The following is a 17,780-nucleotide window of genomic DNA, read 5'->3' on the forward strand; positions in this document are numbered from 1 at the left end:
CGGGTCAGCCTTTCAGTTCACGGGTACGGGCGATCAGCCCGGCGGTGGAGCCGTCGAGCCCCTCTGGCAGCGCCTCGCCCTTCACGGCGGGGATGAGCGCCTTGGCCAGCACCTTGCCCAGCTCGACGCCCCACTGGTCGTAGGAGTTCACGTTCCAGATCGCTCCCTGCACGAAGACCTTGTGTTCGTAAAGGGCCACGAGCCGGCCGAGCGCGAAAGGCGTGAGGGCGCGGTGCAGGATGGTGGTGGTCGGCCGGTCGCCGGGGAACACCCGGTGCGGGGCGATCATGTCGATCTCGGCGGCGGACTTGCCCTCCGCCTCCATGTCGGCGCGCACCTCGGCCTCGGACTTGCCGAAGGCCAGCGCCTGGCCCTGGGCGAAGCAGTTTGCCAGCAGCAGCTCGTGGTGGTGCTGGTCGGCGCCGCGGGGGGTGGCGGCGGCGATGAAGTCGACCGGCACCGTGTCGGCGCCCTGGTGGATGAGCTGGAAGAAGGAATGCTGGGCATTGGTGCCCGGCTCGCCCCAGATCACCGGGCCGGTGGCGCCGGCGGGGCGCCCCTCGCGGGTGACACTCTTGCCGTTCGATTCCATGTCGAGCTGCTGGACATAGGCGGGGAAGCGCTCCAGCCGCTGGTCGTAGGGGATGAGCCCCACGGTGCGCCAGCCCATCACGTTGCGCCGCCAGATGCCGATGAGCGCCAGCAGCACCGGCAGGTTGTGCGCCAGCGGCGCCTCGCGGAAATGCGCGTCCATCGCGGCGGCGCCGGCGAGGAACTCGCGGAAGGCCTGCGCCCCCACCGCGATCGCCACCGGCAGGCCGATGGCCGACCAGACCGAGTAGCGGCCGCCCACCCAGTCCCAGAAGCCGAAGACGCGCGAGGCGTCGATGCCGTAGGCCGCCGTCGCTTCGAGATTGGTCGAGACGGCGGCCATGTGGGCGCCCGCGCCCTCGCCGAGAGCGGCGGAGAGCCAGGCCCGCGCCGTGTCGGCGTTCGCCATGGTCTCCAGCGTGGTGAAGGTCTTGGAGGCGACGATGACCAGCGTGGTCTTCGGGTTCAGCGGCGCCAGCACGTCGGCCATGTGGGCGCCGTCGACGTTGGAGACGAAGTGCAGGCGCGGGCCGTCATGGTCCGGGCGCAGGGCGCGGGTGGCCATCACCGGCCCGAGGTCGGAGCCGCCGATGCCGATGTTCACCACGTCGGTGAAGGGCCCCTCGGCCGCGGCATAGGCGCCGGAGCGCACGTCCTCGGCGAAGGCGAGGAACCGATCGAGCGTGGCGCGCACCTCGGGCATCACGTCGGCGCCGTCGATCTCGATCACCGCGCCCTCGGGCGCGCGCAGGGCCATGTGCTGCACGGCCCGGCCCTCGGTGAGGTTGATCGGCGCGCCGGAGAACAGCGCGTCGCGGCACGAGGGCACCGCGGCCGCCTCGGCGAGGCCGAGCAGGGCGGCGAGGGCGGCCTGGTCGATCTTCTCCTTGGAGAAGTCGATCGACAGGTCGTCGAGCGTGGCCGTGAAGGCCCCGGCACGGCCGGGATCCGCCGCGAAGAGCTCGCGCAGGTGGATGCCACGCAGGCGGGCACCCTCGGTCTCCAGCCGTTTCCAGGCCGTGTCGATGTCGCTCATGTTCCGTCCTTCTTCCTCAGACCGCCACTGCGGCTCCGGTCTCGGCGCTGCCGACCACGTTGCGGAAGGCGGCGAACATCTCGCGGCCCAGCCCGAAGGCATTGCCGGAGAGATCGGCCGCCACGGGGGTGCGGGCCTCCCATTCCGCGGGGTCGACGAGGGCATCCAGCGTTCCGGCCACCGCGTCGAGGCGCAGCATATCGCCCTCGCGCAGCCGCGCAATCGGCCCGCCATCCGTAGCCTCAGGGCTCACATGGATCGCGGCCGGCACTTTTCCAGAGGCACCGGACATGCGCCCGTCGGTCACCAGCGCCACCTTCAGCCCGCGCTCCTGCAGCACCGAGAGCATCGGGGTGAGGGAATGCAGCTCCGGCATGCCGTTGGCCTTGGGCCCCTGGAAGCGCACCACGCAGATGAAATCGGAGGTGAACTCGCCGGCGCGGAAGGCGGTCTTCACCGCCTCCTGATCGTGGAAGATGCGCACCGGCGCCTCGATGATGTGGCGCTCCTCCTTCACGGCGGAGATCTTGATGCAGGCCGAGCCGAGGCTGCCGCGCAGCAGGCGCAGGCCGCCGGTGGGGGCGAAGGGGTCGGCGGCGGGGCGCACGATCCGGTCGTTCAGGCTCTCCTTCGCGCCCTCTTCCCAGCGCACCTCGCCGTTCGCATCGAGCTTGGGCTCCTGCGTGTAGCGCGCGAGGCCGATGCCGGCCACGGTGCGGGTGTCGTCGTGCAGGAGCCCCTCGGAGAGCAGGTCGCCGATGATGTAGCCGAGGCCGCCCGCGGCGTGGAAATGGTTCACGTCGGCCAGCCCGTTGGGGTAGACGCGGGCCATCAGCGGCGTGACCTGCGAGAGGTCGGAGAAATCCTCCCAGGCAAGCACGATGCCCGCCGCCCGCGCCATGGCGATGAGGTGAATGAGCAGGTTGGTCGAGCCGCCGGTGGCGTTCAGCCCCACGATGCCGTTCACGAAGGCGCGCTCGTCGAGCACCTCGGAGACGGGGGTGAACTCGTTGCCCCGCGCGGTGATCTCCAGCGCGCGTTTCACGCCCGCGCGGGTGAGCGCGTCGCGCAGCGGCGTGTTGGGGTTCACGAAGCTCGAGCCCGGCAGGTGCAGGCCCATGAACTCCATCAGCATCTGGTTGGTGTTCGCCGTGCCGTAGAAGGTGCAGGTGCCGGGGCCGTGATAGGCGGCCATCTCGGAGCGCAGCAGCTCCTCGCGCCCGATCTCGCCGGTGGCGAACTTGTTGCGGATGACCGATTTCTCGTCGTTCGAGATGCCCGAGGGCATCGGGCCCGCGGGCAGGAAGATCGCCGGCAGGTGGCCGAAGGTGGCCGCCGCCATCACCAGCCCCGGCACGATCTTGTCACAGATGCCGAGGAAGAGCGCGGCGTCGAACACGTTGTGGGTGAGGCCCACGCCGGCGGCAAGCGCGATCACGTCGCGCGAGAACAGCGACAGCTCCATGCCCGGCTGGCCCTGGGTGACGCCGTCGCACATGGCCGGCACGCCGCCGGCCACCTGCGCGGTGCCGCCGTTGGCGCGGGCCGCCTCGCGGATCAGCTCGGGGAAGCGCTCGTAGGGCTGGTGGGCCGAGAGCATGTCGTTGTAGGCGGTGATGATGCCGATGTTGGGCGCGCGCTCCAGCGCCACGCTGTCCTGGTCGGGGCCGGCGGCGGCGGCGGCGTGGGCGAGGTTTCCGCAGCTCAGGTGGGCGCGGCCGGGGCCGGCCTCGGCCGCGCGGGAGCAGCGCTCCAGGTAGGCGCTGCGCGTCTCGGCGCTGCGGGCTTTGATGCGGGCGGTGACGTCCGCGACCATTGGCTTGAGGCTCATGTCGCTTCCTCCCTTTCAGGGGCAGTTCAGGGCGCGTAGACCACTGTGGCGCCATGCGAGAGCACGGCGCGTACGGGCGCTTCCTCCGTCGGGCCCGGCGTGAGCGCACGCGCGAGCGCCTCGGCCTTTTCCGCCCCGGTGAGAAGCACGAAGATGTGACGCGCCGATGAAAGCACCGGCGCGGTGAGGGTGATGCGCGGCTCGGGCGCCCCGGGCGCGCGCATCGGCAGCAGCTCCGGCGCATCGGGCGCCAGCGCCTCGGCCAGCTTGTCGGCGCCGGGGAAGATCGAGGCGGTGTGCATGTCCGCCCCCATGCCGAGCACGCAGACATCGAGCGGCAGCGCCGCGCGCACCGCCTCCGCGAGGCCGGGCAGCACCGCCTCCGGGCTCTCGCCCTCCGCGGTGAGCGGCACCAGCGTGGCGGCGGCGGCGCGGCCTTTCAGCAGGGTGCGACGCAGGAGGGCGGTGTTGGAGCGCTCCGAGCTCTCGGGCACGAAGCGCTCGTCGGTGAGCATCACCGAGACCCTGCTCCAGTCGAGATCCGTCTCCGACAGCAGCTCGAGGAAGGGCCCCGGCGTGGTGCCGCCGGGCACGGCCAGCGTGGCCCGGCCGCGGGCGGCGATCGCCTCGGCCAGCAGCCCCGCCACCCGGCCGGCGAGGGCGGCCATCAGGGTCACCCTGTCGGGGAAATCCTCGCGCGGGCCGGCGGGGCTCACGACGCGATCTCGCGCCAGCGCCGGCCGTCGCGGTGGAGCAGCATCAGCGCGTCCTCCGGGCCGGAGGAGCCGCTGTCATAGGGCTGGGGCTTCTCGCCCGAGGCGCCCCAGGCGGCGATGATCGGGTCGGTCCAGGCCCAGGCGGCCTCCACCTCGTCGCCGCGCATGAACAGGGTCTGGTTGCCGCGGATCACGTCCATGATCAGGCGCTCGTAGGCGTCGGGCATGCGCACCTTGGTGCCGTTCTTCGCGCCCATCGCGTCGGCGAAGGTCATGTCGAGCGGCACCTCGGTGAGGCGCATGCCGCCGGGCCCGGGGTCCTTGATGGTCATGCGCAGGGTGATGCCCTCGTCGGGCTGCAGGCGGATGATCAGCGCGTTGCCGTGCAGGGCCGAGACCTGGTCGGTGAAGATGGAATGCGGCGGGTCCTTGAAGAACACCGCGATCTCCGACATCCGGGTGCGCAGCCGCTTGCCGGTGCGCAGGTAGAAGGGCGTGCCCTTCCAGCGCCAGTTGGCGATCTCGGCGCGCAGGGCCACGTAGCTCTCGGTGGTGCTGTCGGGGTTCTCGGCATCCTCGAGGTAGCTCGCCCCGCCGCTGCCGGCGCGGTACTGGCCGCGCACGGTGGCGCGGGGCACCTCGTTGGGGCCCATGGGGGCGAGGGCGCGGATCACCTTGAGCTTCTCGTCGCGCACCGCGTCGGGGTCGAAATGCGCCGGCGGCTCCATGGCGGTGAGGCAGAGGAGCTGCATCATGTGGTTCTGCACCATGTCGCGCATGGCGCCGGACTGGTCGTAGTAGCTGCCGCGCCCCTCCACGCCGATGCTCTCGGCCACGGTGATCTGCACATGGTCGATGTGCCGGGCGTTCCACAGCGGCTCGAAAAGCGCGTTGGCGAAGCGGATCGCCATCAGGTTCTGCACCGTCTCCTTCCCGAGGTAATGGTCGATGCGGTAGATCTGCGCCTCGGTGAAATGGCTGGAGAGGCGCTCGTTGAGCGCATGCGCGCTCTCCTGGTCGCGGCCCAGCGGCTTTTCCACCACGATGCGGCTCTCGGGGGTGACGAGGCCGTTCTCGGCCAGCCGGTCGGCGATGGCGCCGAAGAAGCGCGGGGCGACGGAGAGGTAGAAGGCGCGCACGCGCTCCGCGTCTCCCTCGCCCATGCGCTCGGCCAGCACCGGCCAGCCCTCGTCCGAGCTCGCGTCCACCGAAACGTAGTGCAGCATGCCCAGGAAGCACTCCACCAGCTCCGGCGTGCGGTCTTCCTTGCTCACGAATTCCTCGAGCGACTCGCGGGCCATGGCGCGGTAGCCCTCGTCGTCGAGCTCGGAGCGGGCGGCGCCGAAGATGCGGGCGTCCTCGGGCATCTGTCCGGCCTGGAGCCGGTGGAACAGCCCGGGCAGGAGCTTGCGCCGGGCAAGGTCTCCCGTGGCGCCGAACACCACCAGGTCAAAGGGCTGGACAGGGATCGTGCGGGCAACCATCGGGACCTCCGGATTCCGGCCGGCTAACCTAGCGCCGGCAGCAGGTGGCGGTGCGGAAGGTCCGCACCGCGTCTTTGACAGGTAATGGCCGAGGCCTCCACGGCAAATGCCAGTGCGCGGGAAATCGTCTCGGCCGAGAGTTCCGCGATCGCGGAAGGAGATGCATGGCCCATTTCGTCGAGCGCCGTCAACAGGGCGGCCTGGAAAGTGTCGCCCGCGCCCACCGTGTCCTCCACCCGGATGGCCTTGCCCGGCACCCGCACCATGTGCTCGGCGGTGACGGCGAAGGCGCCCTCGCCGCCCAGGGTGACGACCACCATCTTCGGGCCGATGGCCAGCCAGTCCCGCGCCGCGGTCTCCACCCCCTTGCCGGGGCAGAGCACGGCGAGATCCTCGTCCGAGACCTTCACCAGGTCGGCGCAGCGCAGGAAATCGCCGATGCGCTCCTGCCAGCGCGCCCGGTCGGGCACCACGCCGAGGCGGATGTTGGGGTCGAGCGACACCAGCCGCGAGCCGCGCGCCCGCCGCGCCAGCGTGAGGAAGGAGGAGCCCGCCGGCTCGAGCACCAGCGAGTAGGAGCCCACGTGCACGGCGCTGATGCCCTCGAGCGAGGGCAGGTCCGCCTCGGTCACCGCCCAGTCCACCGAGCCCTCGGAGTAGAAGCTGTACTGCGCCGCGCCGTCGGGTGCGACGCCGATCAGCGCAAGCGTGGTGAGCGCGGGCTTGGGCAGCAGGAAGCGGGTGTCCATGCCCTCGTCGCGGGCGGCCTTCATCAGCCGCGCGCCCAGGCTGTCCTGCGCGTTTCCGGTGAGCAGGCCGGCGGCGCGCCCCATGCGCGACAGGCCCATGGCCACGTTGTAGGGCGAGCCGCCGATGCGTGCATCGAGCATCACGCCGGTCGATGTCGTCTCGCCGACATAGACATCGAAAAGGGCTTCGCCGCAGATCAGGAACATGTCGTTTCCATGGCTGTTTGCGCCATCCGGTTTCCTCCCTCCCGGGCTTCGCGGCCCGACGGTCGTGCCCGTCGTGTCCGGCTCCCGGTGATCTTGTAGATTAGTAATCAAGAGTGATTTTTTCTAACGCCCCGGGCGGAGAACGGCAAGATGCAAAGAAGGCGTGCCGTCGGGCCCGGGCGCGCTAGGTAGAGCCCCGGCGGCCCCCGCGGGGGTACATCGCCCCCGGGCCGCGGCAAAGCGGCAGGCCGCCGCAGCGCGGCATGGACAGGCCGCGCGGCATCGGCCATGTATTTGCACCAGCAGGGGTGTACCGGGCGGCCGCCGGGGGGCGCGCCGCCGAGACATGTCATTTCCATGGCCCCGCCCAGGGCATCGAGGACCTTATGAGCAAAACGACCATCGCGACGAAACCGATCGACGGCCAGAAGCCCGGCACCTCGGGCCTGCGCCAGCAGACCGCCGTGTTCATGCAGCCCGGCTACCTCGAGAATTTCGTCCAGTCGCTCTTCGACGTGATCGACCCCGCGGGCAAGACCCTCACGCTCGGCGGCGACGGCCGCTACTTCAACACCGAGGCCATCGGCACCATCCTGCGCATGGCGGCGGCAAACGGCGTGGCGCGCGTGGTGGTGGGCCAGGGCGGCATCCTCTCCACCCCCGCCGCCTCCGCCGTGATCCGCACCCGCAAGACCGACGGCGGCATCATCCTCTCGGCCAGCCACAACCCCGGCGGCAAGGACGGCGATTTCGGCATCAAGTACAACATCCCCGCCGGCGGCCCGGCGCCGGAGGCGATCACCTCCGCCATCCACGAGCGCACCACCACCATCTCCGAGTACCACATCCTCGAGGAGGCCGCGCCCGACATCGCGGCGCTGGGCGAGGCGACGCTGGGCGACATGGTGGTCGAGGTCATCGACCCGGTGGAGATCTACGCCGAGCTGATGCAGAGCCTGTTCGACTTCGGCGCCATCCGCGAGCTCTTCGCCTCCGGCTTCACCATGCGCTTCGACGCCATGCATGCCGTGACCGGCCCCTACGCGACGAAGATCATCGAGGGCCTGCTCGGCGCACCCGAGGGCACGGTGATGAACGCCGTGCCCCTGCCCGATTTCGGCGGCGGCCACCCGGACCCCAACCCGACCTACGCCAGGCCGCTGATGGACCTCATGATGTCCGACGATGCGCCCGATTTCGGCGCTGCCTCCGACGGTGACGGCGATCGCAACATGATCGTGGGCCGCGGCGCCTACGTGACGCCCTCCGACAGCCTCGCCGTGCTGGCGGCCAACGCGCATCTCGCGCCGGGCTATGCCGACGGGCTCGCCGGCGTCGCCCGCTCCATGCCCACCTCTCGCGCGGCAGACCGCGTGGCGCTCAAGCTCGGCATCGGCGCGCACGAGACGCCCACCGGCTGGAAGTTCTTCGGCACCCTGCTCGACGCCGGCCTCGCCACGCTCTGCGGCGAGGAAAGTGCCGGCACCGGCTCCAACCACGTGCGCGAGAAGGACGGGCTCTGGGCGGTGCTGCTCTGGCTCAACATCCTCGCGGTGCGCAAGCAGCCGGTGGCGGAGATCCTGAAGGAGCACTGGGCCGAGTTCGGCCGCGACTACTACTCCCGCCACGATTACGAGGGCGTCGACAAGCCCGCCGCCGAGGCGCTGATGGCCGACCTGCGCGCCGGGCTCGCGGGGCTCACGGGCCGCAAGGTGGCCGGGCTCACCGTGCGCGAGGCGGATGATTTCGCCTATACCGACCCCGTCGACGGCTCGCAGGCGAAGAGCCAGGGCATCCGCGTGTTCTTCGAGGAGGACGCCCGCGCGGTGTTCCGCCTCTCGGGCACCGGCACCGTGGGCGCCACGCTGCGCCTCTACGTCGAGCAGTTCGAGGCCGACCCGGCGCAGCACCACCGCGACCCGCAGGAGGCCCTCGCCGCGGTGATCTCCGCCGCCGACGAACTGGCCGGCATCGCCGCGCGCACCGGCCGCCCCGCCCCCGACGTGATCACCTGATACCCGGCCTCCCGGCCTCCCCCGGGCGGCGCGCGCGGAAGCATTGCGCTTTCGCGCGCCCTGGGGGATGCTGGAGGAAAATCACAGGGAGTGAATTATCCGATGCCGCCCTCGACGATTCCCGGCGGAGACCAGGCCGGCCTGCGTGCCTACAACCGCCGCCTGATCATCGACCTCATCCGCCAGAACGGCCCGATGCCCAAGGCCGAGATCGCCCGGGCCACCGGCCTCACCGCGCAATCCGCCTCGGTGATCGTGAACGCGCTGCTCAAGGAAGGGCTGGTGCGCAAGGAGGAGAAGGTGCGCGGCAAGGTGGGCCAGCCCTCCACCCCCATCGCGCTGGCGCCGGAGGGGGCGCTGTCGATCGGGGTGAAGATCGGGCGGCGCAGCCTCGAGCTCGCGCTGGTCGACTTCCTCGGCGAGGTGATCCTCGCGCGCGAGGCGCGCTACGACGTGCCGCGCTGCGCCGAGGTGATGGCCCGGCTCGAGCTGGAGGCCTGCGCGCTGATGGCCGAGGTCTCGCCGGAGCGGCGCGAGCGCATCATCGGCGTGGGCGTGGCGGCCCCCGGAACGCTCTCGGGCTGGGGCGACGTGCTCGAGCTCGGGCCGCGCGAGCTGCAGGACTGGGACGAGGTCGACATCCTCGGCACGGTGAAGCGGCTGTTCGAGCTGCCCACGGAGCTGTGGAACGACGCCACCGCCGCCTGCGCCGCCGAGATGATGCTGGGCCGGGCCTTCGAGTTTTCCTCGGCGCTCTACATCTACGTGGGCACGTTCATCGGCGGCGGCATCGTGCTGGAGGGGCGGTTGCTGGAAGGCACGCGGGCCAATGCCGGGGCCATCGGCTCGATGCCGGTGCCGGGGCCGGGCGGGCCGGAGCAGCTCATCCGCCAGGCCTCGCTGCTGGGGCTCGACCGCTCGCTCGCCTCCGCCGGCATCGGCTCGGCCGGCGAGATGCGCGAGAAGGTGCGCATGGCGCGCGAGCACCCGGCCTGGCTCGACTGGCGCGCCCGCGCGGCGCGCGGCATCGCCCATGCCATCGCCGCCTCGGTGGCGGTGATCGACTTCGAGGGCGTGGTGATCGACGCGATGCTCGACGCGGTGGACGTGGAGGCGCTCACCGAGGAGACCCGCCGCGCCTTCGCCCTGCTCGATGTCACCGGCACCAGCCCGGTGGAGATCCGCGCCGGCAGCATCGGCTTTGCCGCCCGCTCGCTTGGCGCGGCCATCCTGCCCATCGCGCGGTCCTTTTCGCCCGACCGCGAGCTGCTGGTGAAGCGCCGGGTCGAGGCCTGAGGCCTCAGGCCGCGGCCGCCCCGGCCCCCGGCCGCTCGCCGGGCAGCCAGAACCAGCGCAGTGCCTCCGCCTCGGCCGGAAGCGCCGGGGCCTCCGCCGCCGTGACAGGCGCATCCGCCAGCCGCTCCGCCTCCGCGAGGCAGGCCGCGAAATCGGGCGCCGCAAGCGCGGGCGGTGCCGCGCCCCACAGCGCGCTGAGCGAGGCGGGCGCGGCGGGGCCTTCGCCCCTGGCCCGCCAGGTGCCGCTCGCGGCATCGACCGTGTATCGCGGCAGGAAGGCCGCCCCGCGCCGGGCGATGAAGCGCAGCGCCTCGGCCAGCGCGTCCACCGTCTCCTCCGCCTGGAAATAGTTCACCCCCAGCCGCACCCAGCCGGGGCGGAACAGCGCGCGGCCCGCCGCCACCTGTGCGGCATGGGCGCGGGCGCGCTCCGGCCCGATGCCGAGCAGCGCGTGGCCGTAGGGCCCGGCGCAGGAGCAGCCGCCGCGGGCTTGGATGCCGAAGAGATCGTTGAGCAGCGCCACGGTGAAATTGTGGTGCAGCAGCCGCGCGCCGGCGCGGATGTTGAGCGCGAACACCCCGAAGCGCTCCGCCTCGCGGGGGCCGAGCATCTCCACCTCCGGCAGGCGGTCGAGCGCTGCGGTGAGGCGCGCCACATGCGCGCGCTCCAGCGCCGCGATGCGGCCCGCGCCCACGGCGGATTTCAGCTCCAGCACCATGCCGGCGCGGATGTTGCCGAGAATGTCGGGCGTGCCCGCCTCCTCCCGCCGCTCGATGTCGCGCACGAAGACATGGCTGGTCTCGGTCACGTAGCTCACCGTGCCGCCGCCGGCGATGCCCGGGCAGGCGGAGCGGAACAGTGCCCGGTCCGCCACCAGCACGCCCGAGGCGCCGGGCCCGCCGACGAACTTGTGCGGCGAGAGCAGGATGGCGTCGATCCCGTCGGCAGCGCCGGGGGCGCTCTCGGCCATGTCGATCGGCATGTAGGGCCCGCCGGCGGCGAAATCGCACACGAACACCGCCCCCGCGCCGTGCAGCACCCGCGCGAGGCCGCGCAGGTCCGACGTGACACCGGTGACGTTGGAGGCGGCGGAGAAGGCGCCGATCTTCAGCCCCGCGCCCGCGTGGCGGGCGAGGGCGGCGCGCAGGCTGTCGAGGCAGATCCGCCCCGCGGCGTCGAGGGCGATGCGCTCGGTCTGCGCGCCGCATTCGCGCCAGGGCAGGTCGTTGGAATGGTGCTCGTAGGGGCCGATGAACACCACGGTGTCGGGGCCGGGCGCGAGGCCGCGCACCAGCCTGTCGGCCGCGCCCGTGGCGCCGGCGCCGGCGAAGATCACCGCGTGGCGCGGCTCGGCGCCCACCGCGCGGCGCACCGCGGCGCGGGCGGCCTCGCGCAGGCGGGTGGTCTCGCGCCCGGTGGCGGAGGTTTCGGTATGGGTGTTGGCGTAGAGCGGGAGGACGCGGGCGCGCATCGCCTCCTCGATGAAGTCGAGCCCGCGGCCGGAGGCCACGTAATCGGCGTAGATCAGCCGGCGCGGGCCGAAGGGCCCCTCCACCGCGTCGCCTTCGCCGATCACGCCTTCGCGGATGCGGGTGACGAGGGCCTCCGGGCAGGCGGGAACGGGGGCAATGGGCATGGGGCGGCTCCGGGGCATCTGCGGGACAGGTTTTGCGGGAAATCGTGTGAAATATTTCTGGCCTGCCTTCGGGGTGAAAGTCAACACACAGTTCTCTCAAACTTGATCATCGTAGTATGGAGATGCGTGATACCCTTGAGGCGTGGCATGGCGTTCCGATCCGGGTTGGCGGGGCGTCGGCTGCCTGCCGGGCATGGCGCTGCGCCGCAGCAGAGGGCAGACTGGGGCCGAGGGGAATCCTGGGGGAACGGCTATGTTCGATGCGACGGACCAGAGAATTCTGGAGATCCTGCAGCGCGATGCGGATTATCCGGTGGCGCGGATCGCCGAGGAGGTGGGCCTGTCCAAGACCCCCTGCTGGCGCCGCATCCGCCGGCTGGAGGAGCTGGGCGTGCTGCGCCGCCGCGTGGCGCTGGTGGACCATGCCAAGGCCAACCTGCCGATGACCGTGTTCATCGGCGTGAAGGCGCCGCGCCATGAGGTGCAGTGGCTCGATGCCTTCAAGGCGCTGGTGGAGGAGACCGAGGAGATCGTCGAGGCCTACCGTCTCACCGGGCGGACCGACTACATCCTCAAGATCGTGGTGCCGGACATCGCCCGCTACGACCTCGTCTACAAGCGGATGATCGCCCGGCTGGAGTTTTCCGAGGTGAATTCCTCCATCGCGATGGAGGAGATGAAGTTCACCACCGCCGTGCCGGTGAAATACCTCGCCACCGGGGGCGGCGAGGAGGGCTGAGGCGCCTCACTCCGCCGCCATCCTGTCACGCCCCGCGGCGGCGATGAGGGCGCGCAGCTCGGGCTTGCAGGAGCCGCAGTTGGTGCCGGCCTGCAGCGCCTCGCCCACCGCCTCCACCGTGAGCAGGCCGCGGGCGCGGATCGCCTCGGTGATGGTGTTCACGCCCACGTTGAAACAGGCGCAGACCGTGGGCCCGGGGTCGGTGCGGCCGGCGCCGGGGCGGCCGGCGAGGATGTCTCCCGGGCTGCCGTCCTCCGCCTCGAGCGCGCCGCTCACGAAATCCCGCGCCACCGCGACCGGGGAGGGTGCGGCGTAGAACGCCCCGGCGATGCCGCCGCCGGGCGCGAGGAAGGCGATGCGCGCCTGGCCCAGCCCTGCGTCGAGGTAGGAGACCGCGACCGCCTCTGCCGGGATGCCGAGCAGGCGGCGGGCGTAGCCCTCCCAGTCCGGCGGGGTGCTCTCGCCGGCGAGCTCCAGCCGCCAGCCGTTCTCGGTGCGCGCCCGGGCCCAGTAGCCGCCGCGCGGCGCCGGGGCGTGGCGGGTGACGGCGAAGCCGAACCACACCGGGGCGAGGGCGCGCAGGCGCACCGCGGTGCGCTTGAGCTCCGGCTGGCCGGAGACCGGGTCGGTCTCGGCGGCCACCACGGCATCCACCCGGCCCTTGGAGCTCCACTCCCCGGTCCAGTGCATCGGCGCGAAGAGCACGCCGGCGGGGGTGCGGTCGGTGATGCGCACCCGGGCCACCATCTCGCCATGCGGGCTCTCGATGCGGGCGAGGGCGGCGGGGGCGAGGCCGGCGGCCGCGGCATCGGCCGGGTGCACCTCCACGAAGGGCTCGGCGAGATGGCGGCTCAGCCGGGCCGATTTCGCCGTGCGGGTCATGGTGTGCCAGTGGTCGCGCACCCGGCCGGTGTTGAGCAGCAGCGGGTAGTCCGCGCTCACCGCGTTGGGGCTGGTGCGGGGGCTGAGCGGCAGCATGCGGCCGCGGCCGTCCGGGGTGAAGAAGCCGCCCTCGGCGAAGAAGCGCCCGCCGGCGGGGCCCGCGGCGGGCACCGGCCAGTGCTGCGGCGCGAGGGCGTCGTAGCGCGCGTCAGAGAGCCCGGTGAGGCCGCCGAGGTCGAAATCCTTCCCCTCCCGCGCCGCGAGGCCGGAGAGGGCGGCGTATTCGCGGAAGATCTCGGCCGGGCCGGAATAGTCGAAGCCGGCGCCGAAGCCCATGCGGGCGGCGACATCGCAGATGATGCGCCAGTCGGCCCGCGCCTCGCCCGGGGCGGGCAGGAAGGCGCGCTGGCGCGAGATGCGGCGCTCGGAATTGGTCACCGTGCCGTCCTTCTCGCCCCAGCCGGTGGCGGGCAGCAGCACGTCGGCGAGGCGGGTGGTGTCGGTGTCGGCCATCATGTCGGAGACCACGACGAACTCGCAGGTGCGGATGGCCTCGGCCACGTGGTCGGCCCGCGGCATCGACACGGCGGGGTTTGTGCACATCACCCAGAGCGCCTTGATGCGCCCCGTGGCGCAGGCGTCGAACAGGTCGACCGCCTTCAACCCGGCGCGCTCGGGCAGGCGCGGGCTGTCCCAGAAGCCGCGGACGAGGGCGCGGTGGCGCTCGTTCTCGATGTCGAGATGGCAGGCGAGCATGTTGGCGAGCCCGCCCACCTCGCGCCCGCCCATCGCGTTGGGCTGGCCGGTGACCGAGAAGGGCGAGGCGCCGGGCTTGCCGATGCGGCCCGTGGCGAGGTGGCAGTTGAGGATGGCGTTCACCTTGTCGGTGCCGTCCGTCGCCTGGTTCACCCCCTGGGAGTAGACGGTGACGACGCGCGGCGTGCCGATCCACATCTCGTGGAAGGCGGCGATCTCGGCCGCCGTGAGGCCGGTGGCGCGGGCGGTCTCCTCGGGCGTCGCGTAGCGGGCGGCGGCGAAGGCCTCCTCCGCGCCCGAGACATGGGCGGCGAGCCAGGCCGCGTCCTGCGCGCCACGGGCGCCGATCTCGCGCAGCAGGCTGTTGAACAGCGTCACGTCCGAGCCGGGCGCGAGGGCGAGGTGCAGGTCGGCCGCCTCGGCGCTGTTGGTGCGGCGCGGGTCGATGGTGATGATCTTCGTGCCGCGCGCGGCGCGGGCGGCGAGCAGGCGCTGCATCAGCACCGGGTGGCACCAGGCGAGGTTGGAGCCCACCAGCACCACGAGGTCGGCCTCCTCGAGGTCCTCGTAGGTGCCGGGCACGGTGTCGGTGCCGAAGGCGCGCTTGTGGCCCGCCACGGAGGAGGCCATGCACAGGCGCGAGTTGGTGTCGATGTTGGCCGAGCCGATCCAGCCCTTCATCAGCTTGTTGGCGACGTAGTAATCCTCCGTCAGCAGCTGGCCGGAGACGTAGAAACCCACCGAATCCGGCCCGTGCTCGGCGATGGTGGCGGCGAAGCGTTGGGCCACCAGCCCCAGCGCCTCGTCCCAGCCGGCGGCGCGCCCGGCGATGCGGGGGGTGAGGAGCCGGCCCTCGAGCGAGAGGGTTTCGCCCAGGGCCGCCCCCTTGGAGCACAGCCGGCCGAAGTTGGCCGGATGCGCCGGGTCGCCCTTCACCAGGGCGCTGTCGGGGCCGGTGGGGGTGGCGATCACCCCGCAGCCGACGCCGCAGTAGGGGCATGTGGTGCAGACCTGGGTCATGGCCGTCTCTCCCGCGCGGGACATGTTACTGCGCCGCGAGCCGCGCGGCGAGGCTGCTCGCATCGAGCAGGATGCGCCCGCCGCGCACCTGCACCGGGTAGGTCGCCACCCCACCCTCGTCCGCGCCGGTGGCGCGGCCGGTGGAAAGGTCGATCACCCAGTTGTGCAGCGGGCAGGTGACCGAGCGCCCGTGCTGGATGCCGTTGGAGAGCGGGCCCTTCTTGTGCGGGCAGGCGTCGTCGAGGGCGAAGACCTCGTCCTCCGCCGTGCGGAACACCGCGACGCAGCCCACGTGGGTGCGCAGCACCCTCGCGCCCTGGGAGGGGATGTCCTCGAGCGCGCCGATGTCGATGAAATCGTTCATTCTGCTGCCACCTGTGTCAGGTCCGCCAGGGGGGCGAACTCGTGGGAATCGGTGCCGCGCACGCGCTCGGCCCAGGGGTCCTTCTGATGGAATTTCTGGGAGTGGAAGAAGCGCGCGGTCAGCGCCTTGCGGCTCTCCTCGTTCTCCACCACCTGCTGCTTCACCCAATCGAGGCCGACCTTCGCGATCCACTTGTAGGGCCGGTGCAGGTACTGGGCGTTTTCGCGGTAGAGCTGGTAGAAGGCGGCGCAGTATTCGATCGCCTCCTCTTCGGTCTTCACGGTGCACAGGAGCTCGGTCTGGCGCACGTCGAGGCCGGCGGCCCCGCCGACATGGAGCTGGTAGCCCTCGGCCACGCAGACCACGCCGAAATCCTTGCAGGTGGCCTCGGCGCAGTTGCGCGGGCAGCCGGAGACCGCGAGCTTGAACTTGTGCGGCGACCAGGCGCCCCAGAGCGCCTTTTCCAGCTTGATCCCCAGCCCCGTGCTGTCCTGCGTGCCGAAGCGGCAGTGCTCTGTTCCCACGCAGGTTTTCACCGTGCGCAGCCCCTTCGCGTAGGCATGGCCCGAGACCATGCCGGCGGCGTTGAGATCGGCCCAGACCGCGGGGAGGTCTTCCTTGCGCACGCCCAGGAGGTCGATGCGCTGGCCGCCGGTGACCTTCACCGTGGGGATGGCGAATTTCTCCGCCACGTCGGCGATGGCGCGCAGCTCGGCCGCGTTGGTGATGCCGCCCCACATGCGCGGCACCACCGAGTAGGTGCCATCCTTCTGGATGTTGGCGTGCACGCGCTCGTTGATGAAGCGGCTCTTGCCGTGGTCCTCGTATTCGCCGGGCCATTCGCACAGCAGGTAGTAGTTGAGCGCCGGGCGGCAGGAGGCGCAGCCGCCGGAGCTCTTCCACTGCAGCGCCTGCTGCACCTCGGGGATCGACTTCAGCGCCTGCGCGCGGATGAGCTTGCGCACCTCGTCGTGGCTGTGGTCGGTGCATTTGCACATGCCGCTGGCGGCGGGCAGCACGAAATCGTCGCCCAGGGTGAGGGCCACCACCTTTTCCGTGAGCCCCGCGCAGGAGCCGCAGGAGGTGGAGGCCTTGGTGACGGCCTTCACCGCGTCGAGGCTTTTGGCGCCCCCGTCGATGGCGGCGATGATCTGCCCCTTGCACACGCCGTTGCAGCCGCAGATCTCCGCATCATCCGGCAAGGCTGCAACGGCCGCCATAGGGTCCAGCGTGGCCCCCCCGGCGAAATTCGGGCCGAAGATCAGCGTGTCGCGGATCTCGGAGATATCCTCGCGCGCCTTGATCTTGCTCAGGAACCAGCCGCCGTCGGCGGTGTCGCCGTACATCACGGCGCCGAGGATGCGCCCCTCCTCCAGTACCAGGCGCTTGTAGACGCCGCGCATCGCGTCGCGGAACACGATCTCCTCGCGGCCGGGGCCCTCGGCGAAATCGCCGGCGGAGAACAGGTCGCAGCCGGTCACCTTGAGCTTGGTGGAGATCTCCACCGGGGTGAAGGCGGCCTCCTGCCCGGTGAGGGTTTTCGCCACCACCTTCGCCTGGTCGTAGAGCGGGGCGACGAGCCCGTAGCACACGCCCTCGTGCTCGACGCATTCGCCCACCGCGAGGATGTTCTCGTCGGAGGTCACCATCGCGTCGTCCACCAGCACGCCGCGGTTGCAGGCGAGGCCGGCCTCGCGGGCGAGGGCGGAGGAGGGGCGGATGCCGGCGGCCATCACCACGATGTCGGCCGGGATCACCCGCCCGTCCTTGAGCAGCACGCCCTCCACCCGGCCCTGGCCGCGGATCTCGGCGGTATGGGCCTCGCACAGCACCTCGATGCCGCGGGCCTCCAGCGCGCGGGCGAGCAGGAAGGCGGCGGAGGCGTCGAGCTGGCGCTCCATCAGGTGCGGCATGATGTGGAGGACGGTCACCTCCATGCCGCGCATCTTCAGCCCCGCCGCGGCTTCCAGCCCCAGCAGCCCGCCGCCGATCACCACGGCGCGGGCGCCGGGCAGGCGGGAGGCGGCGAGCATCGCCTCCACGTCGTCGAGGTCGCGGTAGGCGAGCACGCCCGGCAGCTCGTGCCCCGGCACCGGGATGATGAACGGGGTCGAGCCGGTGGCGATCACCAGCTTGTCGTAAGGCGTCTCGCCGGTGGCGGTGATCACCACCTTGCGGGTGCGGTCGATGCCGGTCACCGCCTCGCCGAAGCGGGTGGTGACACCGTGCTCTGCATACCAGGCGGCGTCATGGGTGACGATCTCCTCGTATGTCTTCTCGCCCGAGAGCACGGGGGAGAGCATGATGCGGTTGTAGTTGCCGCGCGGCTCGGCGCCGAAGAGGGTGACGTCATAGGCGCCGGGGGCGGTTTCGAAGAGATGTTCCAGCGCGCGGCCCGAGGCCATGCCCGCGCCGATGACAACCAGTTTCTGTCCCATGTCTGGGTCCTTTCCGGATG

General features: G+C 71.6%; 12 protein-coding genes. 3 read left to right on the forward strand and 9 right to left on the reverse strand.

Annotated elements, in window-relative coordinates; translation table 11 throughout:
* Window positions 1-4: 4 nt before the first annotated feature.
* The 5 genes from pgi to D3P35_RS02215 are packed head-to-tail and all read right to left on the reverse strand — an operon-like array spanning window position 5 to window position 6,614.
* Window positions 5-1,627, reverse strand: coding sequence for a glucose-6-phosphate isomerase (pgi, locus tag D3P35_RS02195; protein ID WP_118132837.1), 1,623 nt, complete (start codon window positions 1,625-1,627; stop codon window positions 5-7).
* Window positions 1,628-1,643: 16 nt separating this feature from the next.
* The gene (gene edd / locus D3P35_RS02200; protein WP_118132838.1) at window positions 1,644-3,458 is read right to left on the reverse strand and encodes a phosphogluconate dehydratase; all 1,815 of its coding nucleotides are present in this window, start codon (window positions 3,456-3,458) and stop codon (window positions 1,644-1,646) included.
* Between the two features lie 26 nt (window positions 3,459-3,484).
* Window positions 3,485-4,174, reverse strand: coding sequence for a 6-phosphogluconolactonase (pgl, locus tag D3P35_RS02205; protein WP_255418332.1), 690 nt, complete (start codon window positions 4,172-4,174; stop codon window positions 3,485-3,487).
* Window positions 4,171-5,658: a glucose-6-phosphate dehydrogenase gene (gene zwf, locus D3P35_RS02210; RefSeq protein WP_118132839.1), complete on the reverse strand. Its 1,488-nt coding sequence runs from the start codon at window positions 5,656-5,658 to the stop codon at window positions 4,171-4,173. Before zwf ends, pgl begins: the two co-directional genes overlap by 4 nt.
* Window positions 5,659-5,681: 23 nt before the next feature.
* On the reverse strand, window positions 5,682-6,614 hold the full coding sequence (locus D3P35_RS02215; RefSeq protein ID WP_118132840.1) for a carbohydrate kinase: 933 nt from the start codon (window positions 6,612-6,614) through the stop codon (window positions 5,682-5,684).
* A 386-nt stretch (window positions 6,615-7,000) separates the two neighbouring features.
* Between D3P35_RS02215 and D3P35_RS02220 the strand changes: the two genes are divergently transcribed.
* Window positions 7,001-8,629 carry an alpha-D-glucose phosphate-specific phosphoglucomutase gene (locus tag D3P35_RS02220; RefSeq protein ID WP_118132841.1) on the forward strand — a complete coding sequence of 543 codons (1,629 nt, stop codon included), beginning with the start codon at window positions 7,001-7,003 and terminating at the stop codon, window positions 8,627-8,629.
* Between the two features lie 90 nt (window positions 8,630-8,719).
* Window positions 8,720-9,925 (forward strand): ROK family transcriptional regulator, encoded by a 1,206-nt coding sequence (locus D3P35_RS02225; protein WP_157982006.1) that lies wholly within the window; start codon window positions 8,720-8,722, stop codon window positions 9,923-9,925.
* Window positions 9,926-9,929: 4 nt separating this feature from the next.
* On the opposite strand, the gene D3P35_RS02230 is transcribed toward D3P35_RS02225, so the two are convergent.
* A complete protein-coding gene (locus tag D3P35_RS02230) occupies window positions 9,930-11,561 on the reverse strand; it encodes an aminotransferase class V-fold PLP-dependent enzyme (RefSeq protein WP_118132843.1) in 1,632 nt (543 codons plus the stop codon).
* Window positions 11,562-11,814: 253 nt separating this feature from the next.
* Between D3P35_RS02230 and D3P35_RS02235 the strand changes: the two genes are divergently transcribed.
* Window positions 11,815-12,300, forward strand: a complete 486-nt coding sequence (locus tag D3P35_RS02235; protein WP_118132844.1) for an Lrp/AsnC family transcriptional regulator — start codon at window positions 11,815-11,817, stop codon at window positions 12,298-12,300.
* Between the two features lie 6 nt (window positions 12,301-12,306).
* Here the strand turns inward: D3P35_RS02235 and D3P35_RS02240 are convergent, their stop codons facing one another.
* Genes D3P35_RS02240 through nirB form a run of 3 tightly spaced genes read right to left on the reverse strand, consistent with a single transcriptional unit; the run spans window position 12,307 to window position 17,760 of the window.
* Window positions 12,307-14,958, reverse strand: coding sequence for a nitrate reductase (locus D3P35_RS02240; RefSeq protein WP_118132845.1), 2,652 nt, complete (start codon window positions 14,956-14,958; stop codon window positions 12,307-12,309).
* 25 nt (window positions 14,959-14,983) lie between these two features.
* Window positions 14,984-15,322 carry a nitrite reductase small subunit NirD gene (gene nirD, locus D3P35_RS02245; RefSeq protein ID WP_118132846.1) on the reverse strand — a complete coding sequence of 113 codons (339 nt, stop codon included), beginning with the start codon at window positions 15,320-15,322 and terminating at the stop codon, window positions 14,984-14,986.
* Window positions 15,319-17,760, reverse strand: a complete 2,442-nt coding sequence (nirB, locus tag D3P35_RS02250; RefSeq protein WP_118132847.1) for a nitrite reductase large subunit NirB — start codon at window positions 17,758-17,760, stop codon at window positions 15,319-15,321. Before nirB ends, nirD begins: the two co-directional genes overlap by 4 nt.
* Window positions 17,761-17,780: the final 20 nt, after the last annotated feature.

Origin of the sequence: Oceanicella sp. SM1341 (assembly GCF_003448965.1) — a bacterium.
Lineage (GTDB): Bacteria > Pseudomonadota > Alphaproteobacteria > Rhodobacterales > Rhodobacteraceae > Paroceanicella.